This window comes from Polynucleobacter sp. 73C-SIWE, assembly GCF_018882465.1.
Lineage (GTDB): Bacteria > Pseudomonadota > Gammaproteobacteria > Burkholderiales > Burkholderiaceae > Polynucleobacter.
In genome coordinates this window covers 540,360-557,901 of sequence record NZ_JACVOK010000001.1, presented here as the reverse complement: position 1 = coordinate 557,901, position 17,542 = coordinate 540,360, and the positions used below count along the sequence as shown (strand labels likewise).

The window sequence follows — 17,542 nt, the reverse complement described above, 5'->3', positions numbered from 1 at the left end:
TAATGGCTCCACCCATCGTGGTTCAGGTAGTTGTTGATAAGCCCTTGGCGCAGGGCTTTGATTACTTATGGGATTCTGAAAAGTTAGGGGCAGCTCCAAAAGTAGGACGGTTGGTAGAGGTGCCTTTTGGGCGTTCAAGTTTGGTCGGGCTTGTAATAAAAGTTAGTGCACACTCTGATTTTGAAATCGACAAACTAAAGTCAGTCACCAAGTTGGCCCCATTACCTGCTTTCGAGCCAGCAGCCCTAAGACTGATTAACTTTGCAAGCCAGTATTACATCCATGCGCTTGGAGAAACTATCATTCCAACAATTCCACAGATGTGGAAAAAGTCTGAGAATTGGGAAAAAATCCCCACAAAACTCATTGCTGCAGCAGAGAAGAAAAAGAAAAAAAGTCTGGAAGAGAAAAGCGAAGGATTGATTGGCGAAGCAGAATTAAATGCAGATCAAAAACAGGCGCTAGAAAAAATCCGCCAAGGCAGTAGAAAAAAAAATGAATTTAAAGCCATGCTGCTTCAGGGCCAAACAGGCAGTGGAAAGACTGCAGTCTTTTTGAATTGGTTAAGAGAGGCTCTGAGCGATGAAAGTGCGCAGGTATTGTTGCTTGTTCCTGAAATTAATTTAACTCCACAGCTTGAACGAAGAGTGCGCGCCTATTTTCCAGAAAAGAAAATGGTGGTACTTCATAGTGGGGTGACCGAGAAAGAAAGAGGCATTGCTTGGTTCGAGGCAATGACTGGTAAAGCACAAATTATTCTGGGAACCAGATTAGCGGCGCTGACCCCGCTCCCAAATTTGCGCGCAATCGTTGTAGATGAAGAGCATGACCCATCTTATAAGCAACAAGATGGCATTCGCTACTCAGCGCGAGACCTTGCCATTTGGCGTGCGCATGATGTGAAGGTGCCAATACTGCTTTCATCTGCCACGCCCTCTTTAGAAACATGGACGGCAGCAAAAGCTGGACGTTATGAGCACATTCGATTAGATCAGAGGGCGCAAGGCGCGGGACTGCCTAGAGTCCACCTCATCAATACCCGCGATCCTCAGAATCAATATAGCCCTGGGGATGTTGGTAGGCCTAAAGATAAAAGCCCAATTACAAAGACTTTAGCCAATGCGATTAGTAAAAATTTAGAAGATAAAAAACAAAGCTTAGTTTTAATTAACCGCAGGGGGTATGCCCCGGTATTAAGTTGCAACGCCTGTGCATGGCTTTCTAAATGTCAACAGTGCAGCTCATATATGGTGGTCCATAAAGCGGGCGCGCTGACTAAAAAATCGGTCTTAAGTTGTCATCACTGCGGTCTGGCAAAACCGATTCCAAGTCATTGCCCGGATTGTGGTAACGCCGATTTAAAAACTTTGGGTCAAGGCACACAAAAGATTGAAGATGCTATTGAGGAAATATGGCCTGCTGCTAGAGTACTGCGAGTTGATACTGATGCTAGTAGAGGCAGCAAGGGCACGGAAGAGCTATTCCAAGAGATCCATCAGGGCAAGGTAGACATTGTCGTTGGCACACAAATGATTGCCAAAGGACATGACTATCAAAATATTGGGCTTGTCGGCGTATTGGATGCAGATGGAAGATTGTTTTCTCAAGACTTTAGGGCTGCAGAAAGACTTTTTGCACAATTGGTGCAAGTGGCTGGTCGTGCGGGGCGCTCTGGCAAAGAGGGCCAGGCCAGTGGAGACATTTATATCGAGACCCAATATCCTGAGGCTGCAGTATTTCAGTATTTGCTGCGACATGATGTAGATGGATTTTTATCTCACACCACTCATGAGAGACAGGAGGCTGGACTCCCACCGTTTTCACATCAGGCTTTAGTGCACGCGGAGGCAAAAAGCCTGGACAAAGCAATTCAATTTTTAAGTGCTCTTAAGGGGAAATTAAAGTCCCAGGGCTTTATGTCTGACGGGCTTCGAGCCTATGATCCTGTTCCAAAAGCAGTCATGCGGGTTGCAGGCACCGAGCGCGCACAACTCTTGATCGAAGCCGATAGTCGCAAACAGTTGCAAGAAGTTTTGGAGGCAGTTGATCGAGAATTACGAGCCAACTCTCAAGGACGTATCAGTAAAACAACTCGTGTACGTTGGTTAATTGAGCGCGATCCAATCGCAATTTAATTTTTGCTTAGGCGCCAGCTGTGGTGTTGTATTGATTAAGATTCATCAATTGATCAAGCTCAGAGGCGAGACTGCTTGGAGAGGCTGGTTTGATTTTGAATAGCCAAACGCTATAAGGCTTTTCATTCACTATTTCAGGAGATGAATCTACTGCTTCATTTAGTGCAACAATCTCGCCGCTCAAAGGAGCATGGATGTCACTTGCCGCTTTGACAGACTCAATCACAGCAATTGCTTCACCCTGCTTGACCTGCTGGCCTAGTGTAGGGGCTTGAAAAAACATGACGTCACCCAAAGCCTCTTGTGCATGATTGCTAATTCCAACCCACACTAGGCCATCACTTTGGACATCGGCCCACTCATGAGTCACGGCAAATTTAAATGTGTCTTGGGTGTTCATTGGCAGCGTTTTATTTGGGATTGAATTTCGATCCCATGCGTGTGATGGCATTGACCATCACGGGGTATTAAGTTTTGGCTGAACCGGTACGGTGTGTACGGTTGTATAGGCAGCTGGCGCAAATCCAGCGTTGCTTACGATTGCTTGTTGGAATCCACGTGCCACCCTCAAGTCGTTTTTCGCGACTGCAAGAAGAGCAAAACTTAAGGCTCTGAGAGGTATCTTGGGTAGCAGCTGGAGTCGAGGTAGTCATGGGCAATCCGGGTAAGGCAAATCTTTATACAGAAGGTCTATTTTACCCGTTTTGTCCCACTGGGGCTGGGCTTAAGACAACCCTGACTGAATCGGCCGTTTTATTGCCATCAAAGTCTAGCCAAGCCTTGTTTTCAAAGTCATATAGCTTGCATTTGCGGGCAGTATCGAAGTACCAGTCCCAAGAGAACTTTTGCACAAAAATACGCTCTGGAAGGATGGTTTCCAGGGTGTTTTGGGCTTCTTGGAGCCGATAGAGGGGCACACTCATGTCCACGTGATGGGCCGTATGCTCCATGATGTGGTGCATTAAAGAGCCCCAAATCCAGTTAAATGTGAGGTGAACCGTAGTGGAAACAAACGGTTGGGCGCGTAACCACTCAGACTTTTTGTCATACCAAGAGACTGATGGGTGTGTATGGTGAACGTAGACTACGAAACCAATCATGCCGTTCCAGAATAAGAATGGAACTGCGAAACCAGTAATGAGTGCAACCCAAATAGATTGACCAGTAGCAATTGCTCCTGCAATTAAACAGGCAAGCCAAATGATTGCGAAACCAGTAACAAGCAAATTGTCTTTTAAGAAAATTGGGCGATCACCCGGTTTATTTTTAGCATTTGGGAAGTACTCGCGTCTCCACCAAATTTCAATCAAGTAATAAAAAACCGGACCCCAGCCACTGCGATAAAGGCGCTCTAGAGCCTTACGCCATGGGGATAGCGCGTCATACTCAGATTTAGATAGGGGCGCCCAAACAAAATCAAAACCTTTTAAATTTGTTTGACCATGGTGCACTACGTTGTGACCAACATCCCACAAGCTATAGGGTGTGAGTGACGGCAAAAATGCAATGCGTCCTAATACTTTGTTGAGTTCGCGATTTGGAGTAAAGCTTTGATGGCAAGCATCGTGACCCAAAATAAAGATGCGACCAGTTACAAATCCAGCAACTAAGCCGAAAATAATTTTGAGAAAAATGTTTTCAACAAAAATCGTGCCAGCAATACAGCCAAGCCATAAGGTTGCATCGATAAAGAGAAGCATGATTGCGCGGCCTGTTTCGCCTTGCGCCATTGGAATTAGCCAGCTCCGAATAATTTTGCGGTGCGGTAATGGCGCCTCAGGAGGCAGCGGATTAGTTAGGGACGGCTCTGAAAGGGCTGAATTTAGATGTGTAGACACGATAAGAATCAATAAGTTAGACTCAAATGATAGTGGTTTTTGCTTTTCTATGCATGACGTAGGTCAAAAACCCCTTCTGTTTTGGCGCGCCCGGCAGGAATCGAACCTGCGACCCTTGGCTTCGGAGGCCAATACTCTATCCACTGAGCTACGGGCGCCAGGAAAAACTGGATACCCCGCCATTGTAAGTGCCTATAGCCCTACTCTCTAGTTATAATCACCGCAAAACAACCCTAAAACCCAATAAATAATAAATTCCTATGAGCAACGAGCACGGAAATCTGATCAAGTCCCCAAAACAACTCATCATCATGGTGTTTGCAAGCTTTTTTGTACCCCTGATCATTATTTTGCTGTTAATGGTGTTTGTAAATAATGGCAAGCGTGGCGACTCTTTAACCACTAGCGAGCAATTAATCAAGCCCGTTGCGCAGCTCAATTTCCAAGACTCCAGCGCGCCAGCGGACCCTAAAGCGCCTGCTGCCAAGTAAATGTTTTTAGTTGCCTTGGTCTTTTGCATCTAGGGCAACTTGATAGGCTTCTTTTTTTGTAATTCCTAATGCTTGAGATAGAACCGCAGCAATTTCTTTGCTGCCTAGATAAGGGCTAAGAGCGTTTGCCCATAGCATTAGGGTGTCCTGCCCTGGAGCCTCATCAGAGCTAGCCTGGCGCCCCGCCACTAGAACAATAAATTCACCCTTCAAGCTCTCTGCATTTTCTAGCCATGATGGGAGTTCACTCGCTTCAATTGAAACAAGTTGCTCAAACTTTTTAGTTAATTCACGGCAAATATAGACTTGGCGTGTTGGCTCTAAAACAGTTGAAAGTAAAAGTAGTGTGTCGCGAATGTGATGTGGAGACTCAAAGAAGATGCTTGTTTTTTTGCTGCTGCAAATATCTTGCAATAGTGCATCTCGCTCCTTGGTTTTATTCGGCCAGAAGCCTAGGAACTGAAAACGCCCTTCTGAATTCAGCATCACCGAGCCGGATGCAGAGATTGCACAAGACACTGCACTGGCACCAGGAATGGGAAGCACTCGATACCCTGCCTTCTGTACTGCATGGACTAGCCTCGCCCCAGGATCTGAAACTCCAGGGGTTCCTGCATCCGATATATATGCCCAACGCTCACCGTTTGCAAGGCTTTGAATAACAGTTTGCGCACCTTCAACTTCATTATGTTCATGAAGTGCCAAACATTTTTTGTGGATGCCAAATTGCTGTAAAAGTGCTGCACTATGCCTGGTGTCCTCACAGGCAATGCCATCCACCGCATTTAATACATGTAACGCCCGCAAGGTGATATCCCCCATATTGCCGATTGGGGTGGCAACCATATAAAGGGCTCCAGCAGGCAAATCCTGTTGGTTCAAAAAATCAAATGAGCCTATTTCCATGGGGACATCTTCTGCGTAAGATTGGTGATAAGTAAGAGCATACGTTGCTTTAGAAATTAACCCCAGTTTGGCGCATAATATTGGCATGGATAAAAATACTATTGAAGCCCTGCGTAAGCGCGCATCACAACATTTTTTAGACAGCATTGCAGTAAAGCAAGAGGCTGAAAAAGTTCTTCCTGAATCTGTTGCTCGCGGCGTACTGGCAATGGTAGATTGTTTGAAGTCTGGCGGCAAAGTCATGGCCTGCGGCAATGGCGGTTCTGCTGCCGATGCTCAGCATTTTGCTGCTGAACTCATTGGCCGATTTGAGCGCGAGCGTGAAGAATTGGCGGCAATTGCATTAACGACAGACTCATCTATTCTGACCGCCGTTGGAAATGATTACAGTTACGACGATATCTTTAGCAAACAAGTCCGCGGGCTTGGAAAAAAGGGCGACATCCTTTTGGGAATTTCAACCTCCGGTAACTCTAAGAATGTTGTTAAAGCAATTGAAGCGGCAAAGAAGATGGGCATCAAAATTATTGCCTTTACTGGCAATGGCGGTGGCAAGATTGCTACTTTGCTCGATAAAGATGACATTCACTTGTGCGTTCCTTCCACTCGAACTGCGCGTATTCAAGAAACGCATTTAGTTTTGTTGCATGGCTTATGTGATGGCGTCGATCACGTTTTATACGACTAAATTTTTCAGTTCAATTCATTTCAGAAAACATACCAATGCGAACCTTCTTTTTCATTAAGCTTGTTGTTGCCGTAATGACAGTATCTCAACTGTCATCTTGCGCAGTTGTTGCAGTTGGAGGCGTCACTGCAACCGCAACTATATTGGCCGATCGACGCAGTCCAGGCGTGCAAGCAATTGACAAAGGAATTCAACTTGAAGCGAATAATGCTCTCGATAAAAAGTTTGGAGATAGGGCGCACATTAATGTCACTTCTTTTAATCAGAAGGTACTCTTAACTGGTGAAGTAAAAGATGCTGATATCAAGGGTGAGGCAGGGGCATACGTGAAGGCCATGAAGAATGCGCGTACTGTATATAACGAACTGATCATTGGCCCCAACAGCAGCTATACAGCCCGCGCAAATGACTCCTATTTAGAGTCTAAGATCAAAACACAAATGGTTTTTACAGAGAAACTGCCATCAAATTCAATGGCAATTGTTGCTGAAGGTAGCAGTGTTTACTTGATGGGGATCTTGACACAAGGTGAAGCAGATTTAGCTAAAAAAATTGCTAGCAACACAAACGGCGTGAAAGATGTATATGTTTATTTTGACATCATTTCTGATGCGGAAAAAGCGCGCCTAGAGAAGCAAGGTAAGGCTGAACAATCACAGCCAGATAGTCCGCCAAAATATCAGTAATCAGAATACAAAAAGCTGTAGATGTACGCGTTGCATAAAGCTATAAAAATATTTTTTTTATTTGCATTGCTTGCTTTGCATTTTCAGTCTGCGCATGCAAGCAGTGAAGACCAAAAAGCGTATGGAGTTGCAAAACAAAATGCATGTTTAGGTTGTCATGCAGTGAATAAAAAAATTGTTGGCCCTAGTTTCGAAGCGGTTGCACAAAAATATCAAGCCGACTCAAATGCACAAGCATTCCTAAAAAATAAAATTGCCAAAGGCGGGGCTGGCTCATGGGGCGTAGTGCCCATGCCTGCTAATGCAAAATTAAGTGACGCAGATTTATCACTCTTAACGAGTTGGATATTGCGCGGCGCACCGAATAAAAATCAAAACTAAAAATTAAGGCGCAAGTCCGGGTCTGCCTAAGAACCACCACCATGCTTGATTGGATCTTTTTAGGTTTTCTTTCAAGGCGTAATCCATATCGGCCCATTGCTCATTAGCTGCTTCTTCAACAATCGTTGCAGGGCTAGCTGGCAGTAATTTCAGGTAAGCATCCGCATCGCCATAAGCATATTCCACGCTCATGCCGGCCTTTTGTGCCAAATGCATCATTGCTTTGTTATTAGATAAACAGTGAACGTATAAGGTTTCAATGCGAGTATTGCGTGAATGCACGGCAGAGCGTTGCAGCAACGCCGTGCCAAAGCCCTGCGCGCGCCCTTCTGGCAATACGGAGACGCCAAATTCGGCAGCACGAGCTTGGCCCTTGATCTCTGGCAAATAAGCCAAGTGAGCCATTCCTACAAGGGTTAAATTCAAGTCAAAGATGCCAAAAATTGTGTCTTTATTGAAGTCTAGATGCTTTACGTAGTGCTCTATCACCTCATTTGGGGTTTGGGTGCCAAACCGTAGACGACGATCCTCATCATCCAGCCCCAATAAGTGCTGAAGTATCTCTTCCCTGTGCCCAGCATGCAGCTCCCTAACAGGGACAGCTTGCCCTGCCATATGAGGCTTACCGGGTAAGTGTTTACTCGCTAATTTATTGTGCATAGCAACAATTTTAGCAGAAAAGTCAGAAAATTTCAGGGTTTTCCCTAATTTATTGCCGATGTGCAAAAAAGCATCAAAAGGCGGTTTTGCTATTTACTCAACCCTAAAAATTTCTATAAAAAATGAACTTTTTGAAAAGAGGCCGAAATTTTTTTAAAAATTTATCCTATTGATTTAATTGGGGTTATTTTTAAAGTAGGAAAAAAAGAGCCCTTTTTTAGGAAAAAGACTGCGAAAGGTGTTGACAACCCTATTCGGGTATGTCATAGTCTCGCTTCTTCGCTGGATGTTTTTGAAAAACGATTCAGCCCTCTTTAAAAATTAGTCAACCGATAAATGTGGGTACTAGGCGAAAGCATCCAGTCCTTCGGGACAGATGTAAACAAATAGTACTCATAGACAGTAAAAAGATTTGGTTTTATTACCAAGTCAATTTCTTGAATGAGTGCGACGATCCGCAAGGATCACAGGAATTGAACTGAAGAGTTTGATCCTGGCTCAGATTGAACGCTGGCGGCATGCCTTACACATGCAAGTCGAACGGCAGCACGGGTGCTTGCACCTGGTGGCGAGTGGCGAACGGGTGAGTAATACATCGGAACGTACCTTATCGTGGGGGATAACGCAGCGAAAGCTGTGCTAATACCGCATACGCCCTGAGGGGGAAAGCGGGGGATCGAAAGACCTCGCGCGATTAGAGCGGCCGATGCCTGATTAGCTTGTTGGTGGGGTAAAAGCCCACCAAGGCGACGATCAGTAGCTGGTCTGAGAGGACGATCAGCCACACTGGGACTGAGACACGGCCCAGACTCCTACGGGAGGCAGCAGTGGGGAATTTTGGACAATGGGGGCAACCCTGATCCAGCAATGCCGCGTGAGTGAAGAAGGCCTTCGGGTTGTAAAGCTCTTTTGTCAGGGAAGAAACACCGGCTCTAACACAGTCCGGGAATGACGGTACCTGAAGAATAAGCACCGGCTAACTACGTGCCAGCAGCCGCGGTAATACGTAGGGTGCGAGCGTTAATCGGAATTACTGGGCGTAAAGCGTGCGCAGGCGGTTATACAAGACAGGCGTGAAATCCCCGGGCTTAACCTGGGAATGGCGCCTGTGACTGTATAGCTAGAGTGTGTCAGAGGGGGGTAGAATTCCACGTGTAGCAGTGAAATGCGTAGATATGTGGAGGAATACCAATGGCGAAGGCAGCCCCCTGGGATAACACTGACGCTCATGCACGAAAGCGTGGGGAGCAAACAGGATTAGATACCCTGGTAGTCCACGCCCTAAACGATGCTGACTAGTTGTTCGGGATTTACATCCTGAGTAACGTAGCTAACGCGTGAAGTCAGCCGCCTGGGGAGTACGGTCGCAAGATTAAAACTCAAAGGAATTGACGGGGACCCGCACAAGCGGTGGATGATGTGGATTAATTCGATGCAACGCGAAAAACCTTACCTACCCTTGACATGTCACTAACGAAGTAGAGATACATTAGGTGCTCGTAAGAGAAAGTGAACACAGGTGCTGCATGGCTGTCGTCAGCTCGTGTCGTGAGATGTTGGGTTAAGTCCCGCAACGAGCGCAACCCTTGTCTTTAGTTGCTACGCAAGAGCACTCTAAAGAGACTGCCGGTGACAAACCGGAGGAAGGTGGGGATGACGTCAAGTCCTCATGGCCCTTATGGGTAGGGCTTCACACGTCATACAATGGTGCATACAGAGGGTTGCCAACCCGCGAGGGGGAGCTAATCTCAGAAAATGCATCGTAGTCCGGATCGTAGTCTGCAACTCGACTACGTGAAGCTGGAATCGCTAGTAATCGCGGATCAGAATGTCGCGGTGAATACGTTCCCGGGTCTTGTACACACCGCCCGTCATACCATGGGAGTGGGTTTTGCCAGAAGCCGTTAGCCTAACCGCAAGGAGGGCGACTGCCACGGCAGGGTTCATGACTGGGGTAAAGTCGTAACAAGGTAGCCGTATCGGAAGGTGCGGCTGGATCACCTCCTTTCTAGAGAAAAGATGCTGGAGCTATAGTGCCCACACTTATCGGTTGACAATAAAAGCCACGGGTCTGTAGCTCAGCTGGTTAGAGCACTGTGTTGATAACGCAGGGGTCGTAGGTTCAAGTCCTACCAGACCCACCAATCAGCGTTGATATGGACTTAGTGGACGTTGGGGGATTAGCTCAGCTGGGAGAGCACCTGCTTTGCAAGCAGGGGGTCGTCGGTTCGATCCCGTCATCCTCCACCAACATCTAAATGTCAAAACTAAGCGAACACTTAATCGTTTAGTTTTGCCATTTATGGCTGTTCTTTAAAAATTTGAGTAAGCAAAGTGTCAAATGTTTCTTTGAGAGGACATTTGACAATGTAATAAGGGTAAAGATTGAATCATCAATCAGTAATACAAACGAGTTTTACCAAGTTCTTAACAAAGTACTTACAGTTTGGATTACGGCAAACATGTCAGAAGTAGAAGTAAAACCTGTAACGGTTACTAGCAATAGTGCTCGTTATAGGATCAAGTGAATAAGTGCACATGATGGATGCCTTGGCGATTACAGGCGACGAAAGACGTTATAACCTGCGATAAGCCCCGGGGAGCTGGTAAATAAGCTTTGATCCGGGGATTTCTGAATGGGGAAACCCACCACTTTTGTGGTATCCATACCTGAATACATAGGGTATGAGAAGCGAACCTTGTGAACTGAAACATCTAAGTAGCAAGAGGAAAAGACATCAACCGAGATTCCCAAAGTAGTGGCGAGCGAAATGGGAAGAGCCTTCTAGTGATAGCTCAGTAATTAACAGAATGGAATGGAAAGTCCAACAATAAAGGGTGATAGTCCCGTATGTGAAAATTATTGAGTGGTACTAGGCTAGAGACAAGTAGGGCGGGACACGAGAAATCCTGTCTGAATATGGGGGGACCATCCTCCAAGGCTAAATACTCGTAATCGACCGATAGTGAACAAGTACCGTGAGGGAAAGGCGAAAAGAACCCCGGGAGGGGAGTGAAATAGATCCTGAAATTGTGTGCATACAAACAGTAGGAGCCTCGTAAGGGGTGACTGCGTACCTTTTGTATAATGGGTCAGCGACTTACATTCAGTAGCAAGCTTAACCGAATAGGGAAGGCGTAGCGAAAGCGAGTCCGAATAGGGCGCTAGTTGCTGGGTGTAGACCCGAAACCAGTTGATCTATCCATGGCCAGGTTGAAGGTGCGGTAACACGTACTGGAGGACCGAACCCACTAACGTTGAAAAGTTAGGGGATGAGCTGTGGATAGGGGTGAAAGGCTAAACAAAACTGGAAATAGCTGGTTCTCTCCGAAAACTATTTAGGTAGTGCCTCGTGTATCACTGTAGGGGGTAGAGCACTGTCATGGTAGTGGGGTCCATTGCGGATTACTGCGCCATAGCAAACTCCGAATACCTACAAGTGCAAGCACGGGAGACAGACATCGGGTGCTAACGTCCGGTGTCAAGAGGGAAACAACCCAGACCGCCAGCTAAGGTCCCTAATATATGCTAAGTGGGAAACGAAGTGGGAAGGCTAAAACAGTCAGGAGGTTGGCTTAGAAGCAGCCATCCTTTAAAGAAAGCGTAATAGCTCACTGATCGAGTCGTCCTGCGCGGAAGATGTAACGGGGCTAAGCATATAACCGAAGCTGCGGATCACAGCAATGTGATGGTAGGAGAGCGTTCTGTAAGCCTGTGAAGGTGTCTTGTAAAGGATGCTGGAGGTATCAGAAGTGCGAATGCTGACATGAGTAGCGATAAAGGGGGTGAAAAGCCCCCTCGCCGTAAGCCCAAGGTTTCCTGTTCAACGTTCATCGGAACAGGGTGAGTCGGCCCCTAAGGCGAGGCAGAGATGCGTAGCTGATGGGAACAAGGTTAATATTCCTTGACCATTGTTAGATGCGATGGGGGGACGGATCGCGGAAAGTTGTCCGGGTGTTGGAAGTCCCGGTTCTTGCGTTGGAGATGGCTATTAGGTAAATCCGGTAGCGTAATTCAAGGGCGTGAGACGAGCGAATTTATTCGCGAAGCAATTGGAAGTGGTTCCAAGAAAAGCCTCTAAGCTTCAGTCTAACAAGACCGTACCGCAAACCGACACAGGTGGGCGAGATGAGTATTCTAAGGCGCTTGAGAGAACTCAGGAGAAGGAACTCGGCAAATTTGCACCGTAACTTCGGGATAAGGTGCGCCCTTGTAGTTTGACCGTGAACAACGGGAGGACGAAAGGGTTGCAATAAAAAGGTGGCTGCGACTGTTTAATAAAAACACAGCACTCTGCAAACACGAAAGTGGACGTATAGGGTGTGACGCCTGCCCGGTGCTGGAAGATTAAATGATGGGGTGCAAGCTCTTGATTGAAGTCCCAGTAAACGGCGGCCGTAACTATAACGGTCCTAAGGTAGCGAAATTCCTTGTCGGGTAAGTTCCGACCTGCACGAATGGCGTAACGATGGCCACACTGTCTCCTCCTGAGACTCAGCGAAGTTGAAATGTTTGTGATGATGCAATCTACCCGTGGCTAGACGGAAAGACCCCATGAACCTTTACTGTAGCTTTGCATTGGACTTTGAATCGGTCTGTGTAGGATAGGTGGGAGGCGTTGATAACAGGATGCTAGTTCTGTTGGAGCCAACCTTGAAATACCACCCTGATTTATTTGAGGTTCTAACCTTGGCCCGTTATCCGGGTCGGGAACAGTGCATGGTAGGCAGTTTGACTGGGGCGGTCTCCTCCCAAAGTGTAACGGAGGAGTACGAAGGTACGCTTGGTACGGTCGGACATCGTACCTAAAGTGCAATGGCAAAAGCGTGCTTAACTGCGAGACCGACAAGTCGAGCAGGTGCGAAAGCAGGTCATAGTGATCCGGTGGTTCTGTATGGAAGGGCCATCGCTCAACGGATAAAAGGTACTCTGGGGATAACAGGCTGATACCGCCCAAGAGTTCATATCGACGGCGGTGTTTGGCACCTCGATGTCGGCTCATCTCATCCTGGGGCTGTAGCCGGTCCCAAGGGTATGGCTGTTCGCCATTTAAAGAGGTACGTGAGCTGGGTTTAAAACGTCGTGAGACAGTTTGGTCCCTATCTGCCATGGGCGTTGGAGATTTGACGGGGGCTGCTCCTAGTACGAGAGGACCGGAGTGGACATTCCGCTGGTGTACCTGTTGTTTCGCCAGAAGCATCGCAGGGTAGCTATGAATGGAAGAGATAACCGCTGAAAGCATCTAAGCGGGAAACTTGCCTGAAGATGAGATCTCCCGTAGGTTTAACCTACATAAAGGGTCGTTGAAGACCACAACGTTGATAGGTCGGGTGTGGAAGTGCAGTAATGCATTAAGCTAACCGATACTAATTGCCCGTTAGGCTTGATCCTATAACCAGCACTATTGTGTTGGATGTTTGCCAGATTTAATCTGCATCCTTATTACATGCTTACTCAAATAGAGTTGTTGATTTATCAGCAACTCGACCCTCTACGCCCGGTGACCATAGCGAATTGGAACCACTCCTTCCCATCCCGAACAGGACAGTGAAACGATTCTACGCCGATGATAGTGCGGATTACCCGTGTGAAAGTAGGTAACTGCCGGGCACCAATGCGACGCCCAGACCCTTTTAGGTCTGGGCGTTTTTACTTGTGCAAAGCGATTAGAGAGATTGACAGAAACTCCGTTTGGAGTCAGAATATTGGGTTCGCGGAGGGGTGTCCGAGCGGCTAAAGGAGGCAGACTGTAAATCTGTTGGCTACGCCTACGTAGGTTCGAATCCTACCCCCTCCACCAGATGTGCGGGATTAGTTTAATGGTAAAACAGCAGATTTCCAATCTTCGGTCAAGAGTTCGATTCTCTTATCCCGCTCCAGAATTTGTAGCAAAAGATTGGCCCATGTGGCTCAGTGGTAGAGCACTCCCTTGGTAAGGGAGAGGTCGGCAGTTCGATCCTGCCCATGGGCACCAAGGTTTCGTTTTATTAATTGTGTATTTCGTGTTTGGTTTAAGAGTTAACTAAAGGCAGATAAAAATGGCAAAAGAAAAATTCGAGCGGACAAAACCGCACGTAAACGTAGGCACCATCGGTCACGTTGACCACGGTAAAACGACATTGACAGCAGCAATTGCAACCGTGCTCTCAAAAGCATTCGGTGGCGAAGCAAAAGCATACGATCAGATCGATGCTGCTCCAGAAGAAAAAGCCCGCGGTATTACGATTAATACAGCGCACGTTGAGTATGAGACAGCCAATCGTCACTATGCTCACGTAGATTGCCCAGGACATGCTGACTACGTGAAGAACATGATTACTGGTGCTGCTCAGATGGACGGCGCTATTTTGGTTTGCTCTGCAGCTGACGGCCCAATGCCACAAACCCGTGAGCACATCCTCTTGGCACGCCAAGTAGGTGTTCCTTACATCGTCGTTTTCTTGAACAAGTGCGACATGGTTGATGATGCTGAATTGCTCGAGTTAGTTGAAATGGAAGTGCGTGAGCTTCTATCTAAGTATGACTTCCCAGGCGATGACACACCAATCATCCAAGGTTCTGCTAAGTTAGCTTTGGAAGGCGACGAAGGCCCATTGGGCAAAGAAGCCATCATGAAATTGGCCGAAGCATTAGACACTTACATCCCAACTCCAGAGCGCGCTATTGATGGTGCGTTCTTGATGCCAGTAGAAGATGTGTTCTCCATCTCTGGTCGCGGTACTGTAGTAACAGGCCGTATCGAGCGCGGTATCGTTAAGGTTGGTGAAGAGATCGAAATTATCGGTATCAAGCCAACATTGAAAACTACTTGTACTGGTGTTGAAATGTTCCGCAAATTGCTCGACCAAGGTCAAGCAGGCGATAACGTTGGTATCTTGTTACGCGGTACAAAACGTGAAGAAGTTGAGCGCGGCCAAGTATTGGCTAAGCCAGGCTCCATCACCCCACATACCCACTTTACAGCCGAGGTTTACATCTTGGGTAAAGATGAAGGTGGTCGTCATACTCCATTCTTTAACAACTATCGTCCCCAGTTTTACTTCCGCACAACGGACGTAACCGGTTCTATTGAGTTGCCAAAAGACAAAGAAATGGTGATGCCTGGTGATAACGTCACGATTACCGTCAAACTCATCGCGCCAATCGCGATGGAAGAAGGTTTACGTTTTGCGATCCGTGAAGGTGGCCGTACTGTTGGCGCCGGCGTGGTTGCAAAGATTTTGGCTTAAGTAGTTTTTTAATAAAGGGGTGTAGCTCAATTGGCAGAGCGTTGGTCTCCAAAACCAAAGGTTGGGGGTTCGATGCCCTCCGCCCCTGCCACGATTTGAACTGAAAGTAATATGTCTCAACAAACTGTAAGTCAATCTGAAGAAAAGAGCAGCTGGGTCTCAGGACTCGCTGCTTTAATCGTTGTTGCTGCGTTAGTTCTTTACTACACGCTCATCGATCAATCTTTATGGGTGCGCTTGGGTGTTTTGTTTGGAGGCATTGCTGCTGCAGTTTTGATTGTGGCAATTTCACCGGATGGGCGTCGCTTTATCGCCTATGCGAAAGATTCTTGGTATGAAGTAAAAAAGGTTGTTTGGCCGACTCGTAAAGAGACCACCCAAATGACTCTAGTCGTATTTGGCTTTGTTGTGATCATGTCCCTGTTTTTATGGATTGCAGACAAATTGATTGAATGGCTAGTTTTTTCAGTCTTTTTAGGCTGGAAGTGAGTAAAAAATGATTGATTCTGAAGTAGCCGCAAATCCACAAGCTACTGGCAATATGCGCTGGTACGTTATTCACGCCTATTCCGGTATGGAAAAGAGCGTCAAAAAGGGCCTTGAAGAGCGTATTGCACGTTCTGGCATGCCCGAGAAATTTGGCCGTATTTTGGTCCCTTCCGAAGAGGTTGTGGAGATCAAATCCGGCACAAAATCAGTAACAGAGCGTCGTTTCTTCCCAGGATATGTCCTGATTGAGATGGAAATGACCGATGAGAGCTGGCATTTGGTGAAAAATACCCCAAAAGTGACCGGTTTCGTAGGCGGTGTTCGCAACCGACCAAGCCCGATTTCTACCGCAGAAGTTACCAAAATCATGGATCAAATGCAGGCTGGGGTGGATAAACCTAAGCCTAAGACCCTATTTGAGGTGGGTGAGATGGTCCGCGTTAAAGAAGGTCCGTTTACAGACTTCAACGGAAACGTTGAGGAAGTGAACTATGAGAAGTCAAGATTACGCGTTTCTGTTACAATATTTGGCCGCGGTACCCCAGTTGAGCTGGAGTTCGGTCAGGTAGAAAAGATGTAAAAACAAGGGCTTAGTCCTGTTTTGCAGTGCAGTAGTTTAAGTGGTTAGCAATAACCGAGGAGCGGAGCTAGAAAGCCAAAAACTAGCGAAGCGTTTACTCAACGGCGGTCTTTCCTAATGAGGTTAGGCGCGCTTTAAGGAGCACACATGGCAAAGAAGATTATTGGCTTTATCAAACTGCAGATCCCTGCAGGTAAAGCAAATCCATCACCACCCGTAGGCCCAGCATTGGGTCAGCGCGGTCTTAACATCATGGAATTCTGTAAGGCGTTTAATGCTCAAACTCAGAGCATGGAACCTGGCCTGCCAATTCCAGTCGTGATTACAGCGTTCGCTGATAAGAGCTTCACATTCATCATGAAGACTCCTCCAGCAACCATCATGATTAAGAAGGCTGCAAAGATCGAAAAAGGATCACCACGTCCTCATACCGATAAGGTAGGAAAAATTACACGTGCTCAAGCGGAAGAAATCGCTAAAGCAAAAATGCCAGATTTGACAGCAGCCGATATGGACGCAGCTGTTAGAACAATCGCTGGTAGCGCCCGTTCCATGGGCATCACTGTGGAAGGTCTCTAATCATGACTAAATTATCTAAACGCGTTAAAGCAATTCAATCTAAGGTTGATCGCAACAGGTTCTATTCATTAGAAGATGCATTGAGCCTCGTTAAAGAGTGCGCAACTGCTAAGTTTGATGAGTCTATTGACGTTGCTGTTCAGTTGGGTATTGATGCTAAGAAATCTGACCAAGTTGTGCGTGGCGCAGTAGTGCTCCCAGCTGGTACAGGTAAGCATGTTCGTGTTGCTGTTTTTGCACAAGGCGAAAAAGCTGAACAAGCTAAAGCTGCTGGTGCAGAAATCGTTGGCATGGAAGATCTTGCTGAGCAAATTAAAGGCGGCAAAATTGATTTCGACGTTTTGATCGCATCTCCAGACACAATGAAAATTGTTGGTACTTTAGGTCAAGTATTGGGCCCACGTGGCTTGATGCCGAATCCAAAAGTCGGAACTGTGACTCCTGACGTTGCTACCGCAGTGAAGAATGCAAAAGCTGGTCAAGTTCAGTTCCGTGTGGACAAGGCCGGTATCGTGCACGCAAGCATTGGTCGTCGTTCATTCGAGCCGACTGCATTGAAGTCAAACTTGCTCGCATTGCTCGAGGCTTTGAATAAAGCAAAGCCACCTGCATCTAAGGGAATTTACTTAAAGAAGGTTGCCGTAAGCAGCACCATGGGTGCAGGCGTACGTGTAGACCAAGCATCGTTACAGGCAGCTCAATAAGTAGCTTGTAACAAAAAAGAACTTTGGGTCGACTCCTGCTCTTTGAGTGGGAGTCGAACATCAAAGACCGTTGGTGAGTTAGTTGCTTGTAAAGAGTTAATTCTTAATCGTTACGAAAGTAATAGCCAGCGCAGATGGCGACCCTGAAAAGATTTTCACAAGAGTCTTTGTGAAC

At 46.8% G+C, this 17,542-nt stretch carries 15 protein-coding genes, 7 tRNA genes and 3 rRNA genes; 19 read left to right on the top strand and 6 right to left on the bottom strand.

What is annotated here, in order from left to right:
* Positions 1–2 precede the first annotated feature (2 nt).
* Positions 3–2,135, top strand: coding sequence for a primosomal protein N' (gene priA, locus ICN17_RS02945; protein ID WP_216236069.1), 2,133 nt, complete (start codon positions 3–5; stop codon positions 2,133–2,135).
* Positions 2,136–2,142: 7 nt separating this feature from the next.
* Here the strand turns inward: priA and gcvH are convergent, their stop codons facing one another.
* The 4 genes from gcvH to ICN17_RS02925 all read right to left on the bottom strand — a co-directional run bounded on the left by gcvH (position 2,143) and on the right by ICN17_RS02925 (position 4,131).
* Entirely contained in the window at positions 2,143–2,535 is a 393-nt protein-coding gene (gcvH, locus tag ICN17_RS02940; protein ID WP_216236640.1) for a glycine cleavage system protein GcvH, read from the bottom strand.
* A gap of 67 nt (positions 2,536–2,602) precedes the next feature.
* Complete coding sequence (locus ICN17_RS02935; RefSeq protein WP_129560400.1) at positions 2,603–2,788, bottom strand: hypothetical protein; 186 nt, start codon at positions 2,786–2,788, stop codon at positions 2,603–2,605.
* Between the two features lie 42 nt (positions 2,789–2,830).
* Complete coding sequence (locus ICN17_RS02930; RefSeq protein ID WP_370625938.1) at positions 2,831–3,973, bottom strand: fatty acid desaturase; 1,143 nt, start codon at positions 3,971–3,973, stop codon at positions 2,831–2,833.
* An 82-nt stretch (positions 3,974–4,055) separates the two neighbouring features.
* Positions 4,056–4,131: transfer RNA gene (locus tag ICN17_RS02925), tRNA-Arg, on the bottom strand.
* A gap of 102 nt (positions 4,132–4,233) precedes the next feature.
* Between ICN17_RS02925 and ICN17_RS02920 the strand changes: the two genes are divergently transcribed.
* A complete protein-coding gene (locus tag ICN17_RS02920; protein WP_255538261.1) occupies positions 4,234–4,464 on the top strand; it encodes a hypothetical protein in 231 nt (76 codons plus the stop codon).
* Positions 4,465–4,470: 6 nt separating this feature from the next.
* Here ICN17_RS02920 and rsmI read toward each other — a convergent pair whose 3' ends face one another.
* On the bottom strand, positions 4,471–5,457 hold the full coding sequence (gene rsmI / locus ICN17_RS02915) for a 16S rRNA (cytidine(1402)-2'-O)-methyltransferase (RefSeq protein WP_255538260.1): 987 nt from the start codon (positions 5,455–5,457) through the stop codon (positions 4,471–4,473).
* Between rsmI and ICN17_RS02910 the strand changes: the two genes are divergently transcribed.
* The 3 genes from ICN17_RS02910 to ICN17_RS02900 all read left to right on the top strand — a co-directional run bounded on the left by ICN17_RS02910 (position 5,456) and on the right by ICN17_RS02900 (position 7,125).
* Entirely contained in the window at positions 5,456–6,058 is a 603-nt protein-coding gene (locus ICN17_RS02910; protein WP_087908786.1) for a phosphoheptose isomerase, read from the top strand. The genes rsmI and ICN17_RS02910 overlap by 2 nt on opposite strands.
* Before the next feature lie 74 nt (positions 6,059–6,132).
* Positions 6,133–6,744, top strand: coding sequence for a BON domain-containing protein (locus ICN17_RS02905; protein ID WP_255538259.1), 612 nt, complete (start codon positions 6,133–6,135; stop codon positions 6,742–6,744).
* Positions 6,745–6,765: 21 nt separating this feature from the next.
* Complete coding sequence (locus ICN17_RS02900) at positions 6,766–7,125, top strand: c-type cytochrome (RefSeq protein ID WP_216236067.1); 360 nt, start codon at positions 6,766–6,768, stop codon at positions 7,123–7,125.
* A 3-nt stretch (positions 7,126–7,128) separates the two neighbouring features.
* Here the strand turns inward: ICN17_RS02900 and ICN17_RS02895 are convergent, their stop codons facing one another.
* The gene (locus ICN17_RS02895; RefSeq protein ID WP_216236066.1) at positions 7,129–7,785 is read right to left on the bottom strand and encodes a GNAT family N-acetyltransferase; all 657 of its coding nucleotides are present in this window, start codon (positions 7,783–7,785) and stop codon (positions 7,129–7,131) included.
* A gap of 475 nt (positions 7,786–8,260) precedes the next feature.
* On the opposite strand from ICN17_RS02895, the gene ICN17_RS02890 reads away from it, so the two are divergent.
* The 14 genes from ICN17_RS02890 (at position 8,261) to rplA (ending at position 17,367) form a co-directional block, all read left to right on the top strand.
* Positions 8,261–9,793 (top strand): 16S ribosomal RNA (locus tag ICN17_RS02890).
* 59 nt (positions 9,794–9,852) lie between these two features.
* Positions 9,853–9,929: transfer RNA gene (locus ICN17_RS02885), tRNA-Ile, on the top strand.
* Between the two features lie 30 nt (positions 9,930–9,959).
* Positions 9,960–10,035: transfer RNA gene (locus tag ICN17_RS02880), tRNA-Ala, on the top strand.
* Between the two features lie 268 nt (positions 10,036–10,303).
* Positions 10,304–13,177 (top strand): 23S ribosomal RNA (locus tag ICN17_RS02875).
* Positions 13,178–13,282: 105 nt separating this feature from the next.
* Positions 13,283–13,396: ribosomal RNA gene (gene rrf, locus ICN17_RS02870) — 5S ribosomal RNA — on the top strand.
* The 16S, 23S and 5S rRNA genes sit together here with 5 tRNA genes alongside, the layout of an rRNA operon.
* A 105-nt stretch (positions 13,397–13,501) precedes the next feature.
* Positions 13,502–13,586, top strand: a tRNA-Tyr gene (locus tag ICN17_RS02865).
* Positions 13,587–13,591: 5 nt separating this feature from the next.
* Positions 13,592–13,665 (top strand) — tRNA-Gly (locus ICN17_RS02860).
* 20 nt (positions 13,666–13,685) lie between these two features.
* Positions 13,686–13,760: transfer RNA gene (locus ICN17_RS02855), tRNA-Thr, on the top strand.
* Positions 13,761–13,824: 64 nt separating this feature from the next.
* Entirely contained in the window at positions 13,825–15,015 is a 1,191-nt protein-coding gene (gene tuf, locus ICN17_RS02850) for an elongation factor Tu (protein WP_087908789.1), read from the top strand.
* 15 nt (positions 15,016–15,030) lie between these two features.
* Positions 15,031–15,106, top strand: a tRNA-Trp gene (locus ICN17_RS02845).
* A 20-nt stretch (positions 15,107–15,126) separates the two neighbouring features.
* Positions 15,127–15,504 carry a preprotein translocase subunit SecE gene (secE, locus tag ICN17_RS02840; protein WP_216236065.1) on the top strand — a complete coding sequence of 126 codons (378 nt, stop codon included), beginning with the start codon at positions 15,127–15,129 and terminating at the stop codon, positions 15,502–15,504.
* A gap of 7 nt (positions 15,505–15,511) precedes the next feature.
* Positions 15,512–16,084, top strand: a complete 573-nt coding sequence (gene nusG, locus ICN17_RS02835; protein ID WP_087908791.1) for a transcription termination/antitermination protein NusG — start codon at positions 15,512–15,514, stop codon at positions 16,082–16,084.
* A gap of 147 nt (positions 16,085–16,231) precedes the next feature.
* Entirely contained in the window at positions 16,232–16,663 is a 432-nt protein-coding gene (rplK, locus tag ICN17_RS02830) for a 50S ribosomal protein L11 (RefSeq protein ID WP_011901890.1), read from the top strand.
* A gap of 2 nt (positions 16,664–16,665) precedes the next feature.
* Positions 16,666–17,367, top strand: coding sequence for a 50S ribosomal protein L1 (gene rplA / locus ICN17_RS02825; protein WP_216236064.1), 702 nt, complete (start codon positions 16,666–16,668; stop codon positions 17,365–17,367).
* The last annotated feature ends 175 nt before the right edge of the window (positions 17,368–17,542 follow it).

What these genes read in the sequence shown, in the direction of transcription:
- nusG (WP_087908791.1), top strand. Translation starts at nt 15,512, where the DNA reads ATGATTGATTCTGAAGTAGCCGCAAATCCACAAGCTACTGGCAATATG.
- rplK (WP_011901890.1), top strand. Translation starts at nt 16,232, where the DNA reads ATGGCAAAGAAGATTATTGGCTTTATCAAACTGCAGATCCCTGCAGGT.
- ICN17_RS02905 (WP_255538259.1), top strand. Translation starts at nt 6,133, where the DNA reads ATGACAGTATCTCAACTGTCATCTTGCGCAGTTGTTGCAGTTGGAGGC.
- rsmI (WP_255538260.1), bottom strand. Translation starts at nt 5,457, where the DNA reads ATGCCAATATTATGCGCCAAACTGGGGTTAATTTCTAAAGCAACGTAT.
- gcvH (WP_216236640.1), bottom strand. Translation starts at nt 2,535, where the DNA reads ATGAACACCCAAGACACATTTAAATTTGCCGTGACTCATGAGTGGGCC.
- ICN17_RS02920 (WP_255538261.1), top strand. Translation starts at nt 4,234, where the DNA reads ATGAGCAACGAGCACGGAAATCTGATCAAGTCCCCAAAACAACTCATC.
- ICN17_RS02910 (WP_087908786.1), top strand. Translation starts at nt 5,456, where the DNA reads ATGGATAAAAATACTATTGAAGCCCTGCGTAAGCGCGCATCACAACAT.
- tuf (WP_087908789.1), top strand. Translation starts at nt 13,825, where the DNA reads ATGGCAAAAGAAAAATTCGAGCGGACAAAACCGCACGTAAACGTAGGC.
- ICN17_RS02935 (WP_129560400.1), bottom strand. Translation starts at nt 2,788, where the DNA reads ATGACTACCTCGACTCCAGCTGCTACCCAAGATACCTCTCAGAGCCTT.
- rplA (WP_216236064.1), top strand. Translation starts at nt 16,666, where the DNA reads ATGACTAAATTATCTAAACGCGTTAAAGCAATTCAATCTAAGGTTGAT.
- ICN17_RS02895 (WP_216236066.1), bottom strand. Translation starts at nt 7,785, where the DNA reads ATGCACAATAAATTAGCGAGTAAACACTTACCCGGTAAGCCTCATATG.
- priA (WP_216236069.1), top strand. Translation starts at nt 3, where the DNA reads ATGGCTCCACCCATCGTGGTTCAGGTAGTTGTTGATAAGCCCTTGGCG.
- ICN17_RS02900 (WP_216236067.1), top strand. Translation starts at nt 6,766, where the DNA reads ATGTACGCGTTGCATAAAGCTATAAAAATATTTTTTTTATTTGCATTG.
- secE (WP_216236065.1), top strand. Translation starts at nt 15,127, where the DNA reads ATGTCTCAACAAACTGTAAGTCAATCTGAAGAAAAGAGCAGCTGGGTC.